This is a genomic window from Paenibacillus violae, assembly GCF_032461945.1.
GTDB lineage: Bacteria > Bacillota > Bacilli > Paenibacillales > NBRC-103111 > Paenibacillus_E > Paenibacillus_E violae.
The window spans coordinates 1,315,566-1,339,117 of sequence record NZ_JAWCUD010000001.1; the positions used below are offsets into that span (position 1 = coordinate 1,315,566).

A 23,552-nucleotide genomic window follows, 5' to 3' on the forward strand; every position below is an offset into this window, starting at 1 on the left:
GTTTATGTAAGCGCTACCGCACTTGCACATGTCCGATTATATAAGATCATTTCTGAAAGTGGATAGGTACATTTCTGCCTGAAACCGTACCAATTGCCCGTTTTTATAAGAAAAGCGCCATTCCTCGGAGCCTCTCAGAGGGGGAAATGAAAAGAAGCTGTCCCCTTAGTAGCTTTAACTACAGAGACAGCTTCTCAGATGTATTTCGGTTAACTTTAATGTTCGGTCAAACTGTGAAGTGGAACTTCTTGTTCTTGATCAGGTTGATCTAACGGATAAATTCTCGCCGTTTCATTCGTTTCATCGACATTTTGAATATAAATAGGAACGCCGTTGCAAGAAACATTGGCCATGACCGGTGAAGCAGCGATTTGTGTGGCACGTAGTTTATTCACGTCAATTAATCTCCTTCAGGTAGTATAAACACGAACATATTGTTTCCTCTCTAGCGGCTAATTATTTGAGACCATATAAAAAAGAAGCTAAGCACATGTAAGCTGCTTAGCTCCTCATTCAAAAGACTATTTAATCACACGTCGCGCTGTCATGTAATGAGAATTCCAATAAGAGTTAATCGTACTGATTTTCACACCGCCAGCACCGTAAGTATTAAGCATTTTGTTATTTCCAAGGTAAACGCCTACATGACCGACTCCTGATCTGCCAGGGACGGAGAAGAATAGCAGGTCGCCTTTCTTCCAATTGCTTTTTGACACATAACTACCAACTTTGGATTGCTGAGCAGCAGTCCGCGGCAAAGTGATGCCGTATTTACCGAAAATGTATTTCGTCAGTGTCGAACAGTCAAAGTTTCGCGTTTGTCCAACTGCTGCACCGAACTTATAAGGTGTGCCCAGATATCTTTTGCCTAGTGCGATAATGCTATCTGCTTTCGACGTACTTGTAATTGTAGCGTCAATAGTAGCAGTATCATTATTCGTAGCAGCTTGAGTAGGCTGTGGACTACTAATTACCCCTCCTGAGATAGCAACGGTCGCTCCAATTGTCAAAATAGCCAATCGCTTGCTCCATTTATGATGTAATGTCATAGTTGTTGTCCTCCTCCTTGTTGTGAGCGCTAATTTCTTAGCTGAGCCTAGTATAGCAGACTGGAAGTCTCCTATAATTTGCTAGGAGAAGAGAAAACCGTGGGCTGGCAAGGGTCAAGCCTGCTTTATTAAAAAACCATGAGAATCTTCTCAAAAAATTATACTTGACGAGCTAAATCATCATGAAACCCAGGTAAATCAACATTTTCACCATTCAAAACAAGGAATTTTCTATTCAGAATCCGGCCACTTGTTCATAAAAAAACAAAGAGCAGCTTAAACTAAGTTCTAGTTTAAATTGCTCTTTGTTATTGGAATGATCATTGCGTAGGCAAGCCATTCGGAACATAGTACGGAGGAATTTTAATCCAGCCACGTTTCCGCATTAAGGTTTTTAAAGAAGCTCCGTACTTTAATTTCTCTGCTTGAAAACCTGCAAACATGAAGCCCACATCATTGCGCACGGATTGAACGGCACCGGTCGCACACATCATGTAGTTGGCGACAACTTTAATGGAAAGTGCATTGGCAATCTCATCATCCGTTAATTTGACGCCCATTGGGATGGCGTGAGGGTCTGATTGTGGTTTTTTTTCGGATACCGGTGGGAGAGTTACGCCTTCTCGCAACATAAAATCCCTAAGTATTTTTGATTGCGTACTAGCTATCTCCATAGAACCATGGAGGGCATCTAACAATTCGATATCTGTTGTCGTATTGAGTCCAATTTGTACACTTGCTATTTCTTCTTCCAGCATGGTTAAGTACGTCCAACAAGTCATGGCTTCGCCTATATGTAAGGGTGGTTTAGGTTCGTCATCAACGAGAGTTTTCATCACATCAACAACTGTTTCAAGTAGGTTTGTCAATCGAATATCATCCTTTGTTTTATTCGTTAGTTTGTTTAATCGTACAAAAATTATTCAGATTTGCTTTTTTCTATGCCATATAACTCGTTCATATGTGCTGCATGAGACATTCCCCAGTCGTTTATTGCTTGTAAAAGAGGTCTCAATTTCTTGCCATATTCGGTTATGGAGTATTCCACTTTTGGAGGGATTTGAAGAATGATTTTACGGTGCACGATATCATGATATTCTAACTCTCTTAATTGCGCGGTCAACATTTTTTTCGTTATATCCGGGATTGCTTTATGAAGTTCAGTAAATTTCATCGTTTCATGCTTGAAAAGGTGAAAGAGAATAACGGGTTTCCATTTGCCGACCAGAATTTCAAAAGCAGCTTCGACACTACAACCATCAGGCAATTGATATCCCCCTTTGATAACGCCAATTTCATTGTTGCCGTATATTTTAATAGATGATTCAAAATAAAAAACCAGAACAAGGCGGCCGAATAAGGCTGCCTCTTTTTGGTTAATCTCATCTACGGATTAGCAGCCGCGTTATGAGTTGCCATAAGAATGTGAACGTGATACAATTTCCTGACGAACGTTCGGAAGGGTGATGAAAGTTGACTGCTGCTCGAATAAAAGAGGTTGCCCTCAAGCATTTTGCCAGTAATGGATACGAAGGTGCCTCACTCGCGGATATTGCAACGGATGTAGGTATCAAGAAGCAATCGATTTATACACACTTCAAAGGGAAAGATGAACTTTTCCTTGCGCTGCTTGACGATGTGCTTGCCCGGGAATTGACATTTGTTCTTGAGTATCTTGAAAGCCATAAAGATCTTGCCGTCGACCAACTGCTTTATGGCTTCCTTATTCAATATCAGGATTGCTATGAAAAAGATGATAATACGAAGTTTTTTTTGCGTGTAGCCTTTTTCCCGCCGACTCATCTCTATGAGGTCATCGTCCAAAAGGGTTATCACTATTTAGATACTTTGGAAACGATGTTAGTCCCGCTCTTTGAGCAAGCAATTGCAGATGGGGCCATATGCAAAGAGGTCAGCAGTAGCGTGGCGACCGTTGCTTTTTTAGCTGTGTTAGATGGCATGTTCGTAGAATTGCTGTTTGGTGGAGTCGAAAGATCGATGAAAAGAATAGAAGCTTCTTGGTTTGTCTATTGGCGCGGCATCAAGAAGTAATCAACAGGAGGAGGTTCACACCATGAATCGTAATTGGATTTATATTTTTATAGGGGCCTTTTTCGAAGTTATATGGGTCACAGGTTTAAAACATTCGGATACAACACTGATGTGGATAGGAACAATCATTGCAATGTATATCTCATTTCATCTGGTTATTAGCGCATCTACGAAACTGCCGGTGGGTACCGTCTATGCGGTCTTTACGGGAATGGGGACTGCAGGCACAGTTTTGGTTGAAATGCTGCTGTTTGGAGAACCGTTCAGGTTTCTCAAAGTATTTCTCATTCTCCTGCTTTTATCCGGTGTATTCGGACTGAAATTTGTCACGAAGGAGAATGATAAGAAAGGAGCTGCCGTCTAATGGGTTGGATTTTTCTGATGTTTGCCGGTTTGTTCGAAGTCGTAGGCGTTGTGGGGATGAACCAGATTAATAAATCGAAAAATATTCGCTCGTTCAGTCTTTTCATCGTTGGTATTGTTATGAGTTTCTCGCTTTTAAGCCTGGCGATGAAAAGTTTGCCAATGGGCACATCGTATGCCGTCTGGACAGGGATCGGTACAGTTGGCGGCGCCATCGTCGGCATGCTTTTTTATGGTGAATCCAGGGATTGGAAACGTATGATGTTCATCGCGATGGTATTGAGCGCGGCCGTTGGTTTGAAATTAATTGCATAACCACATAGATATCAATTTACAAAAAAAATGCATGAATAAGATGGTTTCGATCGTAATGAGCCGTTTCCTAAATAGAAATCCTATGTAATAATAGACATAAAAAAGTAAGAGGTAAAGGAGTACATCTTCAATGAAAATCAATTATCATGGTCATGCCTGTATTCAAATTCAGACGGGGGATAAATCTCTCATCATCGATCCTTTCTTAAGCGGCAATCCTACGGCCAAAATTAAGCCGGAGGACATTAAGGTTGATGCCGTGCTGCTAACGCATGCGCATATGGACCATATTCTAGACGCAGCGCCTATTGCGAGTGCCAATAACGACGCACCGGTTGTCTCTATTGTCGAGCTGGCGTCTTATATGTCTTGGCAAGGAGTAAAAAATACCGTCGGCATGAACATGGGAGGCACGTTCGATTTGGGCTTCGCTAAGGCGAAAATGGTTCAAGCGTTCCATAGTTCTGGGATTGTAATTGAAGAAACGAAACAAATTCTGTACGCGGGCATGCCTGCTGGGTTCCTCGTGTTTGCAGAAGGCTTGACGATTTTGCACGCGGGAGACACTTCTTTATTCAGCGATATGAAAATGATTGGCGAGCGCCATCCGATCGACGTCGTTTTCTTGCCGATTGGAGACTTCTACACCATGGGACCGGAAGATGCCCTCCAAGCCGCGGAATGGTACAACGCGAAACTGACAGTACCGATTCACCACAGTACATTCCCTGGTATCAAGCAAGACGCGGAGCTTTTCGTGAAACAGCTTGAAGCGCGGGGGTTAAAAGGTAAGGTCATGGCACCTGGCGATGAGTTTGAGATAGCGAATCGTTGATATGGGTCTAAGGTAGGATATGTCAATGATTTGTCGAAAATATTGTTGAGACTTCTAACATTAAAAAAACCGCGAGGGTTATACGCTTCGCGGTTTTTTTGTTTTTTAATAGATAATATTTTTCACAATTTCTAGTGGTGGTCATGGTATAATCGAACTATTATTCGACAACATGAGCGTATTTTTTCAAAAATAGAGAATGGCGTGGATTTATTGTAGCTAAGGGGGGGCTTAGTTGTGAGTGAACATACATCCGCAAGTCGGACAACTAGCAGCCAAACAACGGCTCAAGCTCAGCCGATCAGGTCCGAGACGGAAGTTCCAAGCACACTGGATACTCGTCAAATGACACCTGCAAGTATTATGCAAATGCAAAGAACCCTGGGGAACAGGGCGGTTCAGGGTATGGTTCAAAGGATGGGGAATACGCATTCCCTCATTCAAAGAGCGGGAGGAGCCAGTGCATCCCCAGTTCCTGCCGTATCACAGGAGCAGCAGCAGCGAAATGCCGATCTTGTAACGGCACGTGACGCGAAAGTTACGACACTTGTTGATAGTGCTTATACGGAAATCAGCGAGAAACTGAAGAGAGCTATCGATACTTACTTGACTTCAGATTCACAAGCGGATCCGATTCGTAAAAATGTGAAAGAAAAAGTGAAAGCAGAAATCAGAGCGAGTATGGGGTCAACGGGTACAGCAGAACAGAGAGAAGATGCCTATAAGTTCGCACAAGCAAAAGCAGATGGCATTATGATAACCAAATTAAAAGAATATGCCATTGAAGTAGCGGATAGCGAGTTTGCAGACACTAAAAAAACGGCCATGAAAGAAGAAGCGAATAAACCCTATCTGATTACGCCAAATTTAAACAATGCCACATTTGAAAAACAGAAAACAAAAGCAGCAGCTGATGCAAAGAAAAAGCTGGATACATATTCCAAAACCTTATTCACTAATTCGGTTACGTCATCTAAAAGAGCCATTGCCTTGAAGTTCGCTTCCCCGACTGCAGCCGGAGGTACCTCTGGTTTTGATTCCATAAGTGTTGGAAGGGCTGGAACGGATGAGTTAACCAAGCGAATTGGGCTTGAAAGCCGACTGGTCGACTTAGATGTTGTGAGGCAAGAAACCGTCGACGGGACGACTAGAGATATTAAAGATATGGAAGAAATTTATCAAACCGTCCTGTTCGCTCCTATGAAATCAGCGGTTTTATCCAAATTAGGCGTAGGCCGAAGAGCGTTCAGAAGATCGGCAGAGTTGAATGCGTATCGTGAAGATCTTAAAAAAGCAGCACGAACCAAAGTTAATGCGCAGATCAATAATGAGATAGATAATCCATCAAGTACTTCAACCCAAACAAACGCTGCTCCTACAGGAACGGCTCCGACAAGTGGGGCACCAACGGGTGCAACCCAATCTTCAACAAGCACTCTGGGACCCATGCAAAAAGAATATCTGAAAACGGCTACGAAAGCCGTTGCCTACAAGGAATCCAAAGTCCTTGTAGACGATGTGATGAGGGATGAGGCTAATCTCATTCTGGAAAGAGTCATTCCTAAAGCCCTTACCATAGAAGATATGACAAAAGTAGCAAAAAGCTCAGCTTATGAAGTGGCTAGATTACCTGAAGCCAAAGCGGATAAGATTCGAGCAGCAAGCGTCAAGGCAGCTGAAGAACACGCAGCTAAATTGCTGAAGTTGAACAAAGATAAAGCTGTTCTTGAAGCTAGGAAGCTCACAAAAGGAACCAAAGCGGAAGGGACTACGGCTGCGACATTACCGGATGCAGCTAAAACCACGCAAATTAAAGAAGCGGTTCAAAATGATGAAAAAACGAAGAAACTTGCCAAAACAATAGTCAAGTCTGTAGAAGCAAGCGATTTATCTTCCGGGTTAACAAAAGTCGGTCATTTAATCGACATTTCAACACCTAACCCAGGAGATTCAAGTTCATTAGAATTAGAGTTAAAAATTCCAGTTGCCTCCGCAGCAGGCGGCGGAAATGCCTACTTCCTTTTCGGATTCGCAGGAGAAGCAGAGCGGGAAGCGGATGAATTAAGCGTAAATACCCAATTAACCTTTGGCGCAGGGTTTACGACCTTTGGTTTTGATGCAAACGCACGTTTCGGGCTATTCCTTGAAGGAAAAGGTAAAGATACAGATACTGTCATGAATTTACTTTCTTATGGGTTATACAGACAGATGCCGGAAAGCGCACAGGCATACTTCTGGGGGAAAGGCGGTAAATCCGGGGAGTCAAGCTTGATTGAGGCTGAGAAGTGGGCCATGATGATTGAGGAAATGCATATGGGTGATGAAGAAGCCGAGGTGAATGTTGGTTTCCTTACGAAATTGGCGATGGAAGCTAACGTAGGTGTCGCATCATTTTCTGCTGAGCTTGCATTCAAACGGCTCAGTAAGTATAACAAAGAGATTATTGAGACGAAGGGCAAGGATGCAGCTGGTAATGTGATGTCTGCGGCAGAGCGCTTAACGGCTGAAAAGGCCGGTAAAGGTATTGGCAAAGGCGAAGTTAATACAACCGTAGAAGCGGGAACGGAAATAGAAATTGAATTTGGTAAAGACAAAGTTGCTTTTGGTCTTGAAGGCTCTGCGACCTTCTTAAATGGGGACGAAACCAAGCTCAAAGAATTGAATCTGCAGCTATCGGCAAGTATCCCTTCCCAATTCGGAGAAGAAGGTGGAGATTTCACCAAGTATGCATCCAAAATTGTCACTGCTGCGATTGGCGGAGGGAAAAATATTACCGCTCTATTCAGGAAGGGGCTCGCTTCCAAGGCAGAAAAAGGAAAACAAGTGACTGGTTCATTAGTAGATGCTGGAACTGATGGGTTATTCACGGGGAATTATTTCGATGATATCGGGGCAAGCTTCGCCTCGCGAATTAAAGGGGATGAAACCGTTAACGATACCATGCGTTCTTGGTTACCAGGCCAAGATTCAGAGGCATCAGATATTGAATCAGTTGATAAAATTGGACTATCCAATGCGCTTAAGCTGGAAATAGGTTTCCAAAGGGAATATGATGGAAGAAGCGTACCAACATCACCGTGGGCAATCACACTTTCCGCCAGCCAAGTTAAGTCGCTAGAAGTTGATGCAGAGATTGTTAAGGTTGCTGTAGAGAAGTCCAAGCGACTTGGGCAATTAGAATTCCGGAATGATAAAACTATGAAGTATGAGTTTATCGGGTTTGGTGGTGGTGGCCAGGACCGTCCGGCGCCTACTCCTGCTGCAAGTACGGCCACTGCTGGAACGACTGGTGCCGCAGGAGCGTCAAGTACGGCAAGTACAGGGAATACAGCAAGTACATCGAGTACTTCGAGTACTTCAACAGCACCGGTTCAAACTCCAGCACCGAGTACAGCGACTACACCAAGTCAGGTACCCGTGGTCACGCCATAACATAGATTCGCAGAAACAACATGATGTAAAGGAGGTTTGTAGATGGTTGATCTGAGAGCTAATGGTGACGAAGAGAAGTCACATTTGGATTTTGACATCGAAATCGTATTTCTGACCCTCGTGGGTGATGCGTTAAAGGCTAATGCCAAACGAATAACCCTTATTGAATCTGAGGAGAAGTCCCATTGTACGCTTTCTCTTGAAGTAGAGTGGAGCGTATACCAGCAATTGTTAGCTGGAGAATGGATGGGGCTGTTCGCCCAAAGAAGTAATAGGGATTTAGAAGTGAAATTCGATGAGAAGCAACCTGTCGAGCTTCAAGTCATGTTAAAACAAAGCCTTATGAAAGCTGCACTTCGCAAGGGTTCAGAGGTCGAAAATGTTCTGCAATCCTTAGTCGAGGACTCCGAAGAATCACGACCTCTGCGCCAAAGCGAAAGCTGGCTGATCACAGATGTGAAGCAGCAAATGAGTTTGCCGGAAGAGCTGGATGGGGGCACTTTGAGAGTTGGCTACCGCACCCAATGGGCCGAGCCTGCGGTCACAAAGGCAGCGTCCACCATCATGAAGTCTACTTTGAATGAGGTCGTGAACGACTACCTGAAACGTATGGAATTGCCTTTTGAATGGGTGGATGAAACCATTGCCCGTTTATCATTCTCAGGAGAGAATGGCGAATGGATCGTGTTGGTTCGTACAGATGAAGAAAAGCAAATTTGTATCGTATTTTCCATTTACCCGGCGTTAGTGCCCGAAGAGCAGCGGACCGAGGTGGTGAAATTCCTTTTTGAAGAGAATTATGACTTGGTGATCGGCAACTTCGAGATGGATGCAACCGATGGGGAGCTGCGTTATCGAACAAGCATCGATGTAGAGAACGACCGGTTGACTTTGGAGCTTTTCAATCAACTTTTTACTACCAATGTAGTGATTATGGATCATTACTACCATGTGATTGATGACATCATACAGAACCCATAGTTCAACAGAGTCCGCTAAATAGCGGGCTTTTTTTTCTGAGTAAATTGAAAGAAATTGGAGTTTACTATTATAGTAATGCCTATCGTTTGTTTCTATAATTAACTAAAAACATAACGAGGTGAGCTAGATGGAATCAACAATTGTAACCTCAACAACCAAACGTCGGTCTACAAAATTAAAACGATGGGACTCCTTTATTACCGGGCATTTGTTTATCTCGCCTTGGTTAATTGGATTCTTATTGTTAACGCTTTATCCGATGATTCAATCCCTTTATTATTCATTTACCGATTTTTCGTTACTTGAAGAGGCGAATTGGGTAGGGGTCAGGAATTACGAGAAAATATTCACGGTAGATACTAGATTCTATCAATCCGTCAAAGTAACTTTCCTCTATGTGCTTGGTTCAGTTCCTTTAAGGCTAATTGCCGCATTATTCATTGCTATGCTCCTTGCCAAGAGCCTTAGAGGGATATCAGCCTACCGAACAATGATCTACTTCCCTTCGTTAATTGGAGGAAGCATCGCCGTATCGCTTTTATGGAAAAATATTTTTGGCAGAGACGGTTATATCAACGAAGTTCTTGGTTTATTCGGTATCCAAGGCATGGGCTGGATCAACAATCCAGACACCGCTTTGAGCACATTGGTTCTGCTCGTTGTGTGGCAATTCGGTTCAGCGATGGTCATCTTCCTGGCGGGATTGAAACAAATCCCACAAGACCTTTATGAAGCTTCCTCTGCGGATGGAGCGGGCAAGGTTAGACAGTTTTTTAACATCACGTTACCGATGCTATCTCCAACGATCTATTTCAATATCATTATGGGAATCATCGGCGCCTTCCAAATGTTCACGCCTGCCATGATCATCACACAGGGTGGACCTATGAATTCTACGTATGTATACGCTTTATACTTATATGAGCGCGCTTTCAGTCAACTGCAAATGGGATATGCCTCCAGCCTTGCTTGGATTATGTTGATCATTATTGCACTTTCGACTTCGGTCATCTTTCTTTCATCCAAGTATTGGGTTTTCTATGAATCTGAAAAGGAGGAACAGAAATGAGTACCTCTTTACAACGTAGACATATATTCACTCACGTCATTTTAATATGTTTGAGCTTAGCCATGATCTATCCAGTCCTGTGGTGGGTCGGAGCATCCTTAAAGTCCAATCAAGAGCTGAGTATGCCCGGTCTGTTCCCGGCACATCCGTTATGGAGCAATTTCTCGAAAGGTTGGAATGCCATTCCAGGCCATTCATTTACTGATTTCTACATCAACAACTTTGAACTCATCATTGGACTTCTGTTTACGACGGTCATTTCTTGCAGCTTGGTTGCTTTTGGGTTTGCTAGATTGCAGTTTCGGCTGCGAAATTTCTGGTTCGCAATCTTAATGCTAACCCTGATGCTGCCGGGTCAAGTAACGATCATTCCACAATATTCGTTGTTCCATCATCTCGGTTGGGTCAATACCTATTTACCGTTCATTGTGCCTCACTCTTTGGCCGGAGGTGCAGGCGGAACCTTCTTCGTATTCTTACTTGTGCAGTTCATTCGGGGGATTCCAAGAGAACTGGATGAATCGGCGAAAATGGATGGCTGCAGCTGGTTCGGAATCTACTGGCGCATCGTGATGCCGCTCACGAAACCTGCACTTCTGACCGTAGTTATCTATTGTTTTTTGTGGAATTGGGATGACTTTTTTGGCCATCTGCTCTACATCAACTCAGTCGATAAGTATACGGTAGGACTGGCCTTAAGAATGCTCAATGATTCGCAGTCCGCTCAGCAATGGGGACAACTTTTGGCGATGGGGCTTGTTTCCATTATCCCGTCGGTGCTCATTTTCGCATTTGCACAGAAATATTTCGTAGAAGGAATTGCCACAACAGGGATTAAAGGTTGAACAAATCTTAGGAGTATTTTGAAACAAATCGTTGGGTACTATCATAGGCATGATGATTTGATAGAGCTATAGTTAGTAAAGATTGAAAATTCAAACTACTATATCACGAAGGGGTTATGACAAATGGCTACAATGAGAAAAAGACTGACTATCGCCATGTTAACAACAGCAATCGGATTATCGTTAGTAGGATGCGGTGCGGCAGAGTCATCGCCTAAAGCAGCCGATAGCAAGAGTCCGAGCAGTACAACGAATGCTACATCAAGCAATAAACCGGTTAAACTGCGCATTATGTGGTGGGGATCTCAGCCACGTCATGATGCGACTTTGAAAATGTTGGAACTTTATACGAAGAATAATCCGAATATCACGTTCGAACCGGAGTACTCAGGGTTTGACGGTTATATCGATAAATTGACTACGCAAGCCGCAGCGAAGAATGCGCCGGATATTATTCAGATGGACGCAGCTTGGCTCGCAGATTGGAACGCTAGAGGTCAGTTAGCGGATATCAGCAGTATCAATGAAAAGGATGTAGATCCTAAACTAGTTGAAGCTGGAAAATACAAAGATAAGCAAACAGCCGTTCCGCTTGGCGGAAATGCTTGGGGTCTCATTTATGACAAAGGGTCATTAGATAAACTTGGGATTAAGCTTCCGGCAGAAGGGATTACCTGGGATGCATTTTTCAGCCTAGCGAAAGACATTAAGTCCAAATTGGACAAGGATCATTACGTCATTGGGGACTTTGCGAGAAATCGCGATATGTATACGTCCTATCAATTAAGTAAAGGAAAAGGTTACCCCGTCACACCGGATGGAAAGTTTAATTTCGATAAGGACACCTGGTTGGAATGGATGAAGATGGCCGAAGATTTCCGCAATGCGGGTATTATTCCACCAGCGGATGTATCGGTCAGTGACGTTGATTTGGATCCGAAGCAAGACTTAATGCTTACTGGTAAAATTATCTTCAAAGCAGCACATGCGGCACAAGCTTCTTCATGGGATAGCCTAAAACCTGGCAGCATTGGTGTTTATGCAATGCCGAAGGACAAGCAGGGCGGAAGTTGGTTGAAGGCAACATTCTTCTTTAGCGTCAGCCAAGATTCTCAGCATAAAGAAGAAGCGAAAAAGTTCATTGACTGGTTTATTAACAATCCGGAAGCAGGAGAAATTTCGGGAACGACACGCGGTGTGCCTGTTTCAAGTAAAATTCTCGCCCAATTACAACCGAAATTTAGTAGCGCCGATAAATTAACGATCGATATGATCAACATGGCTACACAAGGAGCTCAACAATTTAATCCGGGTGCGAAAGGTTGGAACAATTTCGATACGAAGGATTACAAAACGATTACAGAATCAATTATGTTCGGAAAAATGAAGATCGAGCAAGGATTTGACGAGCTGAAGAAAAAATCGGCTGAATATGAAAAATAAGTAGTTGTGAGCACCCCTTAGTTAACATAGAAACCCTAATTCGGTTATTCTGATGTTATAATTAAGGGGTGCTTTGACATGACATCCGTTTTTATAGGAGGCAACGAGATGTGGAAGGTTGCAATCATTGATGATGATCGGCAGGTACTCAAAGGAATGAAACAAGTGATTCCCTGGGAAGAAATCGGAGCCGAGTTAGTAGGAGAGGGTCTGAATGGAGAGCGCGGATTAGAACTGATTCGGGAGAAAAAGCCTGATATCGTCATAACAGACATTTATATGCCTGTTATGGGTGGAATGAAAATGATAGAAACATTGCGCAATGAGAGTTTTGAAGGAAAAATTCTTATTCATAGCGGTTACGCCGATTTTGAAGTGGCTCGACAAGCGCTAAGACTTCAAGTTGAGGATTACTTATCAAAGCCAGTTTCTAGAAACACCATCACAGAAGTGCTGCTGCGAACCATTTCGTCCATCGAACTTGAAAATCAATCAAAGATTGAGCAGGAGAAACTACGAGACCAAATTGATGAATATGAACCGTTCGTGCGGAAAGAACAGTTAAAGACAGTCGTGACGGGGACAGCTAGCAATTGGAATGAAATGACGCTTTTATGCAACATGAGAGATGATCAGAGCCATATCGTCCTTGGATTAGAGATTCTAAGAACGTCGAGAATTTCCGATGTCCGGACGCAAGATCGATTGTTATTTCGTTTTGCCATCAAAAACATTATGAAAGAAATTCTCCAAGCCGAGAAGCGATCTTATGATTATGTTGAATTGCATGGTTATCATGCAGCATTAATTCTTCATTTTGAAAAAAACGCGGTGTATTCGGAGCATATCGATCATATAAGAACTATTGCTAAGAAAATCATAGAATGTGTACAAGCCTATCTCGATATTACAATCCGGATTGGCATCGGCAGATTCACAGAGAATTGGTCCAATCTATCGGATTCACTGGAAGAGGCTTTTCAACCACTAGTCCCGGATGCCAGGATGCTTCAATCTACCGGTGTCTTTGAATATGTGAATACGGAGCGTTTCCCTGCCAGTCACAGCCAGACGACGGCCAAACCGATCAAGTTTTATCAACAAATCATTGAGGATATCAAAACAACGCAAGGCAAGAATGCCCAGAAGATGATTGAAAGTTATATGGCTACCTTAAGGGTAAGCGCAACCCCTCCTCCATTCAGCTTACTTGGCGCGCAATTTTGGGCTATTTTCAGCTTCGCGCTAGCGGATGAGGATATCCGACTGACGGAGATCTTTCAGGATCACAGTATGGAAAGTGAGTTGAATAAAATATTTACGTTTGACCAGTATGAAACATGGCTGCTCAGTATTATTCAGCGAATCTGTACGAATCAGCCTTGGCAAGAAAGCTTCAAGCATAAGATGGCCATTGATTTTATCAAACAATATGTCCGTGAGAATTATGCCAACGATATCACGATTGCCGAACTTGCCGATAAAGTGTATATCTCTCGTAACTATTTAAGTCAAATCTTTAAGAACGCAACAGGAGAGACGATCAACAACTATATTATCAGTGTGAAGATGGAAGAAGCTAAACGGCTTATTTTAGAAAGAAAATATAGAATCTATGAGGTCGCAAATAAAGTAGGCTACAATAATATCCCTTATTTTAGTACCACATTTAGAAAGCACTTTGGTATTACACCTGCGGAATTACTCACATAAGGGCGGAATGGCGAATGAAGAAGATGTTTAAAAGATACCGGATCGATTATTTGCTTTTTGGAGGCTTAACAAGTTTTGTCCTCATCTTGCTCACGATTGTCATTTTACTAACTTATACACTTTCAACAAAAGAATTGGTGAGGGTAACGACCTATTATCAAAAAGAAAATTTGAATGAATTGTATAACAAAATTGAAATTCAAATGCGCGCAATTGAGCAAATTTCTTTGGCGGCGACCAGGAATATTGTGACAACGGAATATCCGGACATCACCACGGATTCATACGTCAATTATCAGAAACGTGAAGAGCTAGAAACATTTTTGAGCAACATCGCGTATTCTACACCAATTATTCAGTCCATTGAATTATATACGGGGAATGCATTTCCATCGAAATCACAAAGTCTTGTTTCATTTATTGACTTGAATCAAGCCAAAGACCAAAGCTGGTATGAAGCTGTTGAGAATGCAGACTTCGCATGGATTGGCCAACATACCATTGCTTCCAATCAAGGCCGAATAGAAGTCATCAGCTTCGCCCGCAAAATATATTCAAATAGCGGCAAATACCAAGGGTTCATGATGCTGAACTTGAAAGCGTCATCAATTCAAAATCAGATCAGTGGTGAAATCCCGACTTCCAACCGGATATTGCTTGATTCAGGGGGCAGAGTAATAACTTACATCGGTGATCCCTCCTTACCGACGAAGATTAAGTCCTATTTGTTGGACATGAATAACGAAAGCGGTTATATGAAAGTCGGGCTTCCCGGAAATAACGACTCGGCTAGCTCCCCAAAGAATAATACCTTAATGGTATGGGCCATGCATTATAATTCCAGTTGTATGCTCGTTCAGCTCACACCTTTGAATCAAATCACAAAAGGCAGTGTTCACATCTCCGCTGTTTTATCTCTTGTGGGTGTTTCGGCGATTCTGATTGCCTTATTATTTACCTTATATTTTTCGAATCTATTCATTACACCTATACGTCAGCTGCTCCACGAAATGGGGAGATATACAGCTAACACAAATAAAGTGAATCTGCCGGAAGACTATCATAATGAATTCGGTGTGTTATTCTCCGGTTATCGCAAATTAATGGATCGAATTAAGTCGCTATATGTTTCTCTGGAGAATCAATATAAGGAGCAAAAGAAAGCAGAAATCAAAGCGCTTCAAGCGATGATAAACCCTCATTTTTTATATAACACATTAGATCAATTAAATTGGATGGCGCTGACTGCTGGACATGATAAATTAAGTCAAATACTTGAGCTGATGGGGAAAATGTTTAGAATCGGGTTGTCCAACGGCGAAAGCCTGATCACGATTCGCGAAGAATTTACACATGCGTTGTGTTATGTGCAAATCCAGCAGCTGCGCTGGGAGGAAGGGTTGACCGTATCCATTGATCTAGCAGAGCATTTACAAGATTGGTACATCCCCAAAATGACGTTACAACCGTTCATAGAAAATGCGATTATGCACGGATTCAATGAGCGATTAACCGGAAATATTACCATTAGCGCCAAAGAAGACCAAGGGGACGTTATCATTCAAATCACGGATGACGGCGTCGGACTGAAAAAAAACTGGAATGCCCAGCGGGAAGGAAATACGGGCGGTTATGGGATACGGAATGTAAAAGAGCGTTTCGAAGCTTTTTTTGGAACCCGTTATCGAGTCGATATTGTAAATAATTCGCAAGCCAGTGGAACGACGGTAACGATACAATTTCCAATGCTAAAATACAAGCAAGAAGAGGTGAATGTCAGCCTCGGAGCAAGTATCCCATAATCAACTTGGGATTGGTGTAACCTACAGAGGAGAGGTGAAAGAATATGCGTGAACCTAAGCCTTATTGGCGCGATGTACCCCTTGAGTTGAGGAAGCAAGTGGAGGAGCGGATGGAAAGCTCGATTCGAACGGCAACTCGTGTGTTCGGAGGATATGGACCGACGGCAACGTTTCGCATTTTTTTAGAAGATGGAAGAACGTTGTTTGCCAAGGGAGCAGGGCTGGGATCACTTGCAGAAAATTGGCGAGTGCTTCCGTTAGAAGAAGCCGTGTATCGTGAGGTTCAAGCGATTTCGCCGATTTCACCACGGTATTATGGGTCAGTCAGCACCCAAGGCTGGCATCTTTTATTATTGGAGGATTTAAAAAACTGCAAGAAAGTGCCTTCTTGGACTGAAGCATTAGCAATTCAGGCGATGCGTGATCTAGCCCACTTTCACGTGCAGGGAATCGCCGAGGCTGATAAGGTGGAAGCCATGTCTGCCCGAGGTGTAACGGAGAACTGGCTTTCCATCAAACAGAACAGCGAAGAGCGACATTATTTTCTCGAGCTGTTTCACGAGAATAGAGATGAAGCGGAGGCTTGGCTGGATGCGGTGCTTGATGTTTTGATTCCTCTTGAAGCGGATCTTATGCGTCAAGACCAACCATGGGGTTTGATCCATAAAGACATACGCTCGGATAATCTTCGATTTAGAGACGGCAGATTAGTGTTGTTCGATTGGGCATTGGCTTGCAGAGGTCCCTTGCTATTCGATATTGGTTTTTTCTTTCCTAGCTTAGAAGGGGAAGGAGGGCCTACCGCAGAACGATTATTGCCCATTTTCAAAAAGGAAATGGCTGCACACGGCATTGAATTCCCCGAATATGCCGAACGATCTGTTGCCGTTTGTGCGGCAGGATTCTTTGCTACAAGAGCAGGGAAACCGCCAATTCCTCAGCTCCCGCGGCTTCGATATATTCAGTGGCTACAGCTGGGACCTGCGCTGCGTTGGACATCGAATCTGCTAGGGCTGCCTCAACCGCCTCAATTATCGCCACTTAAAGAAGAGTAATGTTAACCTATTCAATACGTTGGAGGAATGGTATGAATCCTATTCAGAATAAAATCGGTGGCGTCTTTATCCCAGTCAGCAATATCGAACAGGCTCGTGATTGGTATTGTGATATTCTAGGCTTACCGACGGATGGAGAAGTTTTGTTTGGGCATATTTATGTTTTGCCGATGGAAGGACCTAGTCTTGTGTTGGACAGCAAGATATATGCACCTGATCACGTTTATAAAGTGCCGGCTTTTCAATTCCGTACCGATGATATCGTTCAAGCTTTTGAATTTATGAAAGCAAAAAATGTTCAATTATTAACTGAAATCGAGAGTGATCACTGGTTTAATTTTAAAGACCCTGATGGTAATGTTTTAATGATTTGTAAGTAGTGCTTAAGTTAAAACTCCCTAATCCGAGGATTAGGGGGTTTTTTATTTTTCTGTCAAATCTACAAAAAGACATGATCATTTCATAGAAAGTCATCATCAGTATGTATGCCAATTGGGGTGAGAAAGTATTAAGCTATTCCTAAGAAAGGAGGCGGTTGATATGTTGGCAAGTCAGGTTTTTGCGGGAAGTGTGTTTATTGCAGGATTGCTTTCGTTTTTCTCACCATGTATTTTGCCGCTATTACCTGTCTTTATTGCCCAACTCAGCGGCGCAGCGCCAGGCAGTGATGCAAAAGCCGTAAAAATAGGTGCGGTTCAGCTTCGTCCTCATCTGATAGGGAACACGTTGTTCTTTATACTAGGCATTTCATTCGTATTCGTGTTACTTGGTTTTGGAGCAGGTGCTATCGGCAATGTCATTAACACCTCTTGGTTTATTGTCATTTGCGGAGCCATCGTCGTCTTATTCGGAATCTTTCAAACAGGTGTATTTCATGTGCTATTTATGCAGCGAGAGAGAAGGTTGTCCATCGAAATGAATGGGAAAAAGGGTTTCACAGCGGCCTTTTTACTCGGCTTTACATTCAGCTTCGGTTGGTCGCCATGCATTGGCCCGATATTAGCGGCGGTGCTCAGCTTATCTGCAAGTGAAGGATCTTCCCTGCAAGGCGGCGGTTATATGCTAATTTACGCGCTAGGTTTGGCTATTCCTTTCCTTATTCTTTCCTTCTTTTCGGATTTGCTTGCAGGACGTTTAAGAGCGCTTAATCAACATTTGCCTAAAGTAAAAGTGATTTCCGGTATTCTGCTCATCGTGATGGGCGTTCTGCTTATGACGAATAATTTAAATGCAATTGTATCTTTATTCTAATGATGGACAGGAGGAGTTTTATTATGAAGAAAGTAAAATGGTTACTCGCCGGTGTGATTGTGCTCTCACTATTCGTACTTGCGGCATGCGGGGATAAAGGCGCCACAAAGGCTGCTCCATCCTCATACAATTCAGGGCAGGCGGCCCCTATGTTTGAGCTCAAGGATCTGAAGGGAAATAAAGTGGAATTGGCTAGTTTTGCCGGAGAAAAAGTATATGTCAAGTACTGGGCCTCTTGGTGTTCAATCTGCTTGGCAGGACTTGATGAATTGAATGAATTGGCCGGTCAAGACAATGGATTTAAAGTGATTACAATTGTCAGCCCAAATTATAAAGGGGAACAGTCGACCAAAGCATTTACGGAGTGGTTTAACGGTCTGCAAGATGAGCAAAAAAGCAACTTAACGGTGCTTCTCGATGAAGATGGTAAATGGGCTCAAAAATTTGGAGTAAGAGGTTATCCATCTTCTTATTACATTGGTTCTGACGGTATTCTGGCAAAGTCAGTGCCAGGTCATAATTTTAATGATGCGATTATTGATAATTTCAAGAAAATTTCTTAATTTTCCATTTGTAGAATAGGAGGAAAAGACATGATGAAAAGATTTCTGTATGTAAGTTCTCTACTGTTGCTATTGTTTGTCACTGCTTGCGCCAATTCAATCGGTATCAGCGATTCTTCGAAAGCCGCGGGGGCATCATCGGCGACATTAGCGAAAAATGAACCTACGACGACTAGATCCGCAAATCCTAATGATAAAATTGATTATTCCAATAGTAAGCTGCAAACCATTTATTTGGCAGGTGGCTGCTTCTGGGGAGTGGAAGCTTTCATTTCCCGAATTCCAGGCGTACAGGATGTAATTTCCGGTTATGCTAATGGCATAGGGGAAAATCCGACGTATAAGGACGTTGTTCGGGAAGACCGCAAATTTGCGGAGACGGTAGAGGTTAAATATGATCCGGCACGAATCGAATTGTCCGATCTGTTGACTCGTTTCTTTAAAATCATCAATCCGACAAGCGTGAATAAGCAGGGAAATGATATAGGAATCAGCTATCGATCTGGGATTTATTATGTCAATGAGAGTGACGCTGCTGTGATCAACTCAGTAGTTGCTAAAGAGCAAACGAAATATGATAAAAAGATCGTGACGGAAGTACTGCCTCTCACGAACTTTTATGTAGCTGAGGAAGAGCATCAGGATTATTTGGAGAAACACCCGGATGGTTACTGTCATGTTGATTTAACGATTCTGGATGAGCCAGTTAAAGTTGACCCTACAAAGTACTCCAGACCCAGCAATGAAGAGTTGAAAGCGAAATTGACCGATCTTCAGTACAACGTAACGGTACTCGGAGGCGAGGAGAGAGCTTATTCCAATGAATATTGGGATACGTATGATCCAGGCATCTATGTCGATATCACCACAGGCGAACCTCTATTCTCCAGTCGTGACAAATATGATTCCGGCTGTGGCTGGCCAAGTTTTACGAGACCGATTGATCCTGATGTGGTAACTTATGAGAAGGACACTAGGTACAATATGGTTCGTACGGCGGTCAAAAGCCGCGTAGGCGGCATTCATCTTGGTCATGTATTCGATGATGGGCCTGCCGAATCGACAGGGAAAAGATTCTGTATCGATAGCGCCTCCATCCGGTTTGTTCCACTGGACGACATGCAAAAGGAAGGCTACGGATATTTGCGTACAAGTGTTGAATAAATCAGGAGGTAAAGCGCGATGTACAAATTATTGCTTGTGGAGGACGAAGAGCTGATCAGGAATGGAATCAGACGGCTGGTTCCTTTTGAGAAATTTCAAATAACTGAAATTATAGAGGCGGGAAACGGTGAGGAGGCGTATAAGCTATTCCTTGCTCATCGTCCCGATATCGTCCTGTTGGATATTAATATTCCGAAAATGAACGGGCTTGATTTTGCCAGAAAAGCCAAAGATCTGAAGCAAAATGTCAAGATTGCGGTTATTACGGGATATGACTATTACGATTATGCGGTTACTTCTTTGAAAATTGGCATTGATGATTACGTGCTTAAGCCGGTATCTAAGGAAGACGTGTATGAGGTCCTTCAAAAGTTGGTGAGTAAGCTTCAAAGCGAGCAGCAGCAATCCGAACTGCAAAGCCTTGTAAGCGATTATAAAACGACGCTGCAAGCAAAAGATGAATCCGATAACAAAGCATCTATTGCCAAAATTATCGATGAGAATATCGCTAATCCCGATTTCTCCTTAGCCATTCTGGCGGATCAGAAAGGGTTCAGCAGCGGGTACATGAGCGTTCTTTTCAAAAGATTATTTAACGTCTCCTTTCAGGATTACTTAATTGCTGTCCGGCTAGAACGTTCAAAGCTTCAGCTTCTGGTGTCGGATTTGAAAATATATGAAATCTCAACGGCGGTAGGATTTGATAACCCGAATTACTTTAGCGCCGCGTTCAAAAAGAAATTCGGGGTCTCCCCACTGCAATACAGGGAAAGGATTAAATATTCGTGATGAGATTTCCCCGGTCGCTGCAATCCCGTATTTCGTTCGTTTATATGCTAATCAGTCTCGTAACCATAGGAATTATCGGCACTGCCTTATATGTGGGCATTTCTAGAGTAGTCATGAATGACTCCATTCAGTCGTCGCAGATAGCCATTTCCAAAAGCGGGGCTTTCGTTGGAGCGTATATAGATCGGCTGTTGGTATTGTCCAATGTGCTTGCTAACAATCCCCAGACCATTAAGACTTTAGCCTCTCCAACCAAAGAAGGGGAGAAGGATGAGATGCAGCTTATCCGAACTGTGCTGATGTCCGATTCCTATATTAAGTCCGTTGTAGTCATCGGAAAAGACGGCTATATGTTGTCCAATGAAACGAAGCTAAACATGCAGCGATCATCCGATATGATGACAGAGCCTTGGTATGTAGAAGCAATTAAAGGTAAAACGCCGGCCCTTTCTTCTGCCCGCATGCAGGAATTTGCGATGGACAAGGACAAATGGGTGATTTCGATGAGCCAAGAAGTGAAAGATGAGAACAATCAGAACCTTGGCGTCATCCTATTGGATATCGAATACAATGGCATCGATGATTATTTGAAAGATTTGGATCTGGGGAGTAAAGGTTTTGCATTCATCATTAATAGCCATAGCGGCATTGTTTATCACAAAGACCCTACATTTTTTGTTGATCCAGCCAAGAAAGAGCAATTAAGGAACATAAGCATGTTAGCTAACGGTTACGATCGATCGCAAAATGTCCTTATTCATAAAACACAAATAGCAAACTCCGATTGGACTTTGGTAGGCGTTAGTTCACTGGACGGTTTGCTGCAAATTCGTAGCCAAATGCTTCGTTCTTTTGCAATTGTCGGTATAGGACTGTTCATCCTTATTATTACGGTGTCATTGATCATTGCCAGAAGCATCACGCGGCCGGTTCATCGATTAGAGCAGGCCATGCAAAAAGTAAGAGCAGGTACGTTGGAAGTAAGTGTGCCTGAATCCGGCGTGACGGAAGTGCAGGGACTAGCCCAACATTTTAACTTGATGGTTTCCGAAGTTCGCAGATTGCTGGAGGAAATTGAAACGAAGGAAAAAGCGCTGCACACCTATGAACTAAAAGTGCTGCATAGCCAAATCAACCCCCATTTTCTATATAATACGTTGGATACGATCGTCTGGATGGCCGAATTTAATGAAAGCGAACGTGTCATATCCACGACCAAAGCATTGGCCAAATTTTTTCAATTGTCACTAAGCGGAGGAAGCGAGATGGCGACGATTGAAAATGAAATGAACCATGTCGCTCAATATTTATTTATTCAGAAGGAGCGATATGGAGATAAACTTCATTATCAGCTAGACTTCGACCCCGCGTTAGCGGTCAAGGTCATTCCTAAAATCATTTTACAGCCCATAGTGGAAAATGCGATTTATCACGGCATCCGGGAAAAAGAAGGCTCCGGATTCGTGGAAATTACATGTGACTATACGGATGATGGACATGTGCAGTTCATTGTGAGGGATGATGGCGTGGGCTTCGACCCGCTTGCTCATCGCTTAAATAAAGACGTCGAACCATCAACTGCCCAGCCCAAGTTAGGCGGTGTTGGCATCAACAACGTAGATGAACGCTTAAAACTTTACTATGGCAAAGAATATGGGGTTCATATCCAATCCCGTTTGGGAGAAGGAACAACAGTAACCATCATCATACCGTGAGAACTCCGAACATAACTCATCAGGAAGGGGATTGATTCTTGTGAACAAATCTAAATTAATGGTAAACTTAATAATAGTTGTGCTGCTAGTCGCCCTATTAGGAACCGTATATACGGAAATAGATGCTTGTTTTTTGAATAATTAACTGAAATCGACGGATGAGAGGTAATGAGCGCATATGATCGAATATGAACGGATCCATCATGTAAGCTTAGCTGTTAGAGACTTGGAAAAAGCGAAGAAATTTTATTCGGAACTGCTTCATTTTCAGGAAATTGAGCGCCCTCCTTTCAAATCCAATGGTGTCTGGTATGCGATTGGGAATCAGCAGCTGCATTTGCTTGAACACCCGAAAGGCGAAGCATTGCGTATGAGCGGCATAGATTCGGTAGATGGGCACTTTGCTTTATGGGTTAAAAGTTATCGGAATACGATACAATGGCTCGAACACATTGGTGTGCCTTATGAGGCAAGACCCCAAAGCGTGGCTGGGTTTGCACAGATTTATATCCTGGATGTGGACAACAATATCATCGAGTTTGATGCTGTATATGACTCCTAACATGAATTAAACAAAAAGAGGCATTCCCTTGAGTCATTTAATGACCATGGGAGAGCCTCTTTTTTGAGCTTATGGGGCAGCTTTTTCAAAATAAAGCAAAATCTTCCCGTTATTTAATGTAGTAAAGAAGTATTCTCATGAAATAAATGCAATTTTTCCTATTAATAGGGGGGTGTGCTTTGGAGCAGCGGTTTTCGAGCAAATTAAAGGGAGATATTTCTGTTAATTGTCATTTAATTCATGATTTGCTTGAAATAACAGCAGGATTTCCAGTTAATATTGAATTAGCTAAGCGAAGCAAGTGTCTTACGAGTAAACGTTTCATCGAAGGTGTAGCTTTAGCAATCCATTAAATAGCAACAAATCTAAGAATTTGAAGAAGGAAAAGTCTTCTAAGAACGACGACACCACGATTATTCATAAATCGAAGAACAATGGAATTACGATTTCTGGATACCACACGACCGTTAAAAACGGTAATGAACCCATTGGCACTGCGGTAAACAATACCATAAAAGTGGTTGATTAATAAAGCCATTTCTATCATTCCTTTC

The 23,552-nt window shown here is 42.8% G+C and carries 24 protein-coding genes; 20 read left to right on the plus strand and 4 right to left on the minus strand.

From position 1 onward, the window contains the following. Window positions 1-215: 215 nt before the first annotated feature. The 4 genes from RQP52_RS05925 to RQP52_RS05940 all read right to left on the minus strand — a co-directional run bounded on the left by RQP52_RS05925 (window position 216) and on the right by RQP52_RS05940 (window position 2,316). Window positions 216-395: an H-type small acid-soluble spore protein gene (locus RQP52_RS05925; RefSeq protein WP_315950047.1), complete on the minus strand. Its 180-nt coding sequence runs from the start codon at window positions 393-395 to the stop codon at window positions 216-218. A gap of 126 nt (window positions 396-521) precedes the next feature. After that, complete coding sequence (locus RQP52_RS05930) at window positions 522-1,049, minus strand: C40 family peptidase (protein WP_315950048.1); 528 nt, start codon at window positions 1,047-1,049, stop codon at window positions 522-524. A gap of 320 nt (window positions 1,050-1,369) precedes the next feature. Beyond that, on the minus strand, window positions 1,370-1,918 hold the full coding sequence (locus tag RQP52_RS05935) for a DUF3231 family protein (RefSeq protein ID WP_315950049.1): 549 nt from the start codon (window positions 1,916-1,918) through the stop codon (window positions 1,370-1,372). A gap of 50 nt (window positions 1,919-1,968) precedes the next feature. Next, window positions 1,969-2,316, minus strand: coding sequence for a winged helix-turn-helix transcriptional regulator (locus RQP52_RS05940; protein ID WP_315950050.1), 348 nt, complete (start codon window positions 2,314-2,316; stop codon window positions 1,969-1,971). Between the two features lie 206 nt (window positions 2,317-2,522). Between RQP52_RS05940 and RQP52_RS05945 the strand changes: the two genes are divergently transcribed. The 20 genes from RQP52_RS05945 (at window position 2,523) to RQP52_RS06040 (ending at window position 23,351) form a co-directional block, all read left to right on the plus strand. Continuing rightward, window positions 2,523-3,101, plus strand: coding sequence for a TetR/AcrR family transcriptional regulator (locus RQP52_RS05945; RefSeq protein WP_315950052.1), 579 nt, complete (start codon window positions 2,523-2,525; stop codon window positions 3,099-3,101). 22 nt (window positions 3,102-3,123) lie between these two features. Beyond that, on the plus strand, window positions 3,124-3,465 hold the full coding sequence (locus tag RQP52_RS05950; protein ID WP_315950053.1) for a DMT family transporter: 342 nt from the start codon (window positions 3,124-3,126) through the stop codon (window positions 3,463-3,465). Next, on the plus strand, window positions 3,465-3,779 hold the full coding sequence (locus RQP52_RS05955) for a DMT family transporter (protein WP_315950054.1): 315 nt from the start codon (window positions 3,465-3,467) through the stop codon (window positions 3,777-3,779). Before RQP52_RS05950 ends, RQP52_RS05955 begins: the two co-directional genes overlap by 1 nt. A 130-nt stretch (window positions 3,780-3,909) precedes the next feature. Beyond that, on the plus strand, window positions 3,910-4,614 hold the full coding sequence (locus RQP52_RS05960; RefSeq protein ID WP_315950055.1) for a metal-dependent hydrolase: 705 nt from the start codon (window positions 3,910-3,912) through the stop codon (window positions 4,612-4,614). A gap of 237 nt (window positions 4,615-4,851) precedes the next feature. Continuing rightward, window positions 4,852-8,046, plus strand: coding sequence for a hypothetical protein (locus RQP52_RS05965; protein WP_315950057.1), 3,195 nt, complete (start codon window positions 4,852-4,854; stop codon window positions 8,044-8,046). Between the two features lie 42 nt (window positions 8,047-8,088). Then, window positions 8,089-9,027: a YbjN domain-containing protein gene (locus RQP52_RS05970; protein ID WP_315950059.1), complete on the plus strand. Its 939-nt coding sequence runs from the start codon at window positions 8,089-8,091 to the stop codon at window positions 9,025-9,027. 127 nt (window positions 9,028-9,154) lie between these two features. Further along, window positions 9,155-10,096: a carbohydrate ABC transporter permease gene (locus tag RQP52_RS05975; protein WP_315950060.1), complete on the plus strand. Its 942-nt coding sequence runs from the start codon at window positions 9,155-9,157 to the stop codon at window positions 10,094-10,096. Further along, a complete protein-coding gene (locus RQP52_RS05980) occupies window positions 10,093-10,941 on the plus strand; it encodes a carbohydrate ABC transporter permease (protein WP_315950061.1) in 849 nt (282 codons plus the stop codon). Before RQP52_RS05975 ends, RQP52_RS05980 begins: the two co-directional genes overlap by 4 nt. A 123-nt stretch (window positions 10,942-11,064) precedes the next feature. After that, window positions 11,065-12,384 (plus strand): ABC transporter substrate-binding protein, encoded by a 1,320-nt coding sequence (locus RQP52_RS05985; RefSeq protein ID WP_315950063.1) that lies wholly within the window; start codon window positions 11,065-11,067, stop codon window positions 12,382-12,384. A 108-nt stretch (window positions 12,385-12,492) separates the two neighbouring features. Further along, a complete protein-coding gene (locus tag RQP52_RS05990) occupies window positions 12,493-14,097 on the plus strand; it encodes a response regulator (RefSeq protein ID WP_315950065.1) in 1,605 nt (534 codons plus the stop codon). 14 nt (window positions 14,098-14,111) lie between these two features. Continuing rightward, window positions 14,112-15,899, plus strand: a complete 1,788-nt coding sequence (locus tag RQP52_RS05995) for a cache domain-containing sensor histidine kinase (RefSeq protein ID WP_315950066.1) — start codon at window positions 14,112-14,114, stop codon at window positions 15,897-15,899. A gap of 44 nt (window positions 15,900-15,943) precedes the next feature. Beyond that, a complete protein-coding gene (locus RQP52_RS06000) occupies window positions 15,944-16,954 on the plus strand; it encodes a phosphotransferase (RefSeq protein WP_315950068.1) in 1,011 nt (336 codons plus the stop codon). 32 nt (window positions 16,955-16,986) lie between these two features. Beyond that, window positions 16,987-17,334 (plus strand): VOC family protein, encoded by a 348-nt coding sequence (locus tag RQP52_RS06005; RefSeq protein ID WP_315950069.1) that lies wholly within the window; start codon window positions 16,987-16,989, stop codon window positions 17,332-17,334. Between the two features lie 160 nt (window positions 17,335-17,494). Then, window positions 17,495-18,205, plus strand: a complete 711-nt coding sequence (locus RQP52_RS06010) for a cytochrome c biogenesis protein CcdA (RefSeq protein WP_315950070.1) — start codon at window positions 17,495-17,497, stop codon at window positions 18,203-18,205. Window positions 18,206-18,228: 23 nt separating this feature from the next. Then, a complete protein-coding gene (locus RQP52_RS06015) occupies window positions 18,229-18,768 on the plus strand; it encodes a redoxin domain-containing protein (RefSeq protein WP_315950072.1) in 540 nt (179 codons plus the stop codon). A gap of 30 nt (window positions 18,769-18,798) precedes the next feature. Further along, window positions 18,799-19,932, plus strand: coding sequence for a peptide-methionine (R)-S-oxide reductase MsrB (msrB, locus tag RQP52_RS06020; RefSeq protein ID WP_315950074.1), 1,134 nt, complete (start codon window positions 18,799-18,801; stop codon window positions 19,930-19,932). An 18-nt stretch (window positions 19,933-19,950) separates the two neighbouring features. After that, on the plus strand, window positions 19,951-20,721 hold the full coding sequence (locus RQP52_RS06025; protein WP_315950077.1) for a response regulator transcription factor: 771 nt from the start codon (window positions 19,951-19,953) through the stop codon (window positions 20,719-20,721). Beyond that, window positions 20,721-22,436 (plus strand): cache domain-containing sensor histidine kinase, encoded by a 1,716-nt coding sequence (locus tag RQP52_RS06030; protein WP_315950403.1) that lies wholly within the window; start codon window positions 20,721-20,723, stop codon window positions 22,434-22,436. Before RQP52_RS06025 ends, RQP52_RS06030 begins: the two co-directional genes overlap by 1 nt. Window positions 22,437-22,614: 178 nt before the next feature. Then, window positions 22,615-22,998, plus strand: a complete 384-nt coding sequence (locus RQP52_RS06035) for a VOC family protein (RefSeq protein ID WP_315950079.1) — start codon at window positions 22,615-22,617, stop codon at window positions 22,996-22,998. 179 nt (window positions 22,999-23,177) lie between these two features. Continuing rightward, a complete protein-coding gene (locus tag RQP52_RS06040; RefSeq protein WP_315950080.1) occupies window positions 23,178-23,351 on the plus strand; it encodes a hypothetical protein in 174 nt (57 codons plus the stop codon). The last annotated feature ends 201 nt before the right edge of the window (window positions 23,352-23,552 follow it).

Bases quoted from the DNA above. Each gene is read 5' to 3' on its own strand.
- msrB (WP_315950074.1), top strand. From the start codon at position 18,799: ATGATGAAAAGATTTCTGTATGTAAGTTCTCTACTGTTGCTATTGTTT.
- RQP52_RS05980 (WP_315950061.1), top strand. From the start codon at position 10,093: ATGAGTACCTCTTTACAACGTAGACATATATTCACTCACGTCATTTTA.
- RQP52_RS05975 (WP_315950060.1), top strand. From the start codon at position 9,155: ATGGAATCAACAATTGTAACCTCAACAACCAAACGTCGGTCTACAAAA.
- RQP52_RS05950 (WP_315950053.1), top strand. From the start codon at position 3,124: ATGAATCGTAATTGGATTTATATTTTTATAGGGGCCTTTTTCGAAGTT.
- RQP52_RS05990 (WP_315950065.1), top strand. From the start codon at position 12,493: ATGTGGAAGGTTGCAATCATTGATGATGATCGGCAGGTACTCAAAGGA.
- RQP52_RS06030 (WP_315950403.1), top strand. From the start codon at position 20,721: ATGAGATTTCCCCGGTCGCTGCAATCCCGTATTTCGTTCGTTTATATG.
- RQP52_RS05960 (WP_315950055.1), top strand. From the start codon at position 3,910: ATGAAAATCAATTATCATGGTCATGCCTGTATTCAAATTCAGACGGGG.
- RQP52_RS05970 (WP_315950059.1), top strand. From the start codon at position 8,089: ATGGTTGATCTGAGAGCTAATGGTGACGAAGAGAAGTCACATTTGGAT.
- RQP52_RS06005 (WP_315950069.1), top strand. From the start codon at position 16,987: ATGAATCCTATTCAGAATAAAATCGGTGGCGTCTTTATCCCAGTCAGC.
- RQP52_RS05995 (WP_315950066.1), top strand. From the start codon at position 14,112: ATGAAGAAGATGTTTAAAAGATACCGGATCGATTATTTGCTTTTTGGA.
- RQP52_RS05930 (WP_315950048.1), bottom strand. From the start codon at position 1,049: ATGACATTACATCATAAATGGAGCAAGCGATTGGCTATTTTGACAATT.
- RQP52_RS05955 (WP_315950054.1), top strand. From the start codon at position 3,465: ATGGGTTGGATTTTTCTGATGTTTGCCGGTTTGTTCGAAGTCGTAGGC.
- RQP52_RS06025 (WP_315950077.1), top strand. From the start codon at position 19,951: ATGTACAAATTATTGCTTGTGGAGGACGAAGAGCTGATCAGGAATGGA.
- RQP52_RS06035 (WP_315950079.1), top strand. From the start codon at position 22,615: ATGATCGAATATGAACGGATCCATCATGTAAGCTTAGCTGTTAGAGAC.
- RQP52_RS06015 (WP_315950072.1), top strand. From the start codon at position 18,229: ATGAAGAAAGTAAAATGGTTACTCGCCGGTGTGATTGTGCTCTCACTA.
- RQP52_RS05985 (WP_315950063.1), top strand. From the start codon at position 11,065: ATGGCTACAATGAGAAAAAGACTGACTATCGCCATGTTAACAACAGCA.
- RQP52_RS06010 (WP_315950070.1), top strand. From the start codon at position 17,495: ATGTTGGCAAGTCAGGTTTTTGCGGGAAGTGTGTTTATTGCAGGATTG.
- RQP52_RS06000 (WP_315950068.1), top strand. From the start codon at position 15,944: ATGCGTGAACCTAAGCCTTATTGGCGCGATGTACCCCTTGAGTTGAGG.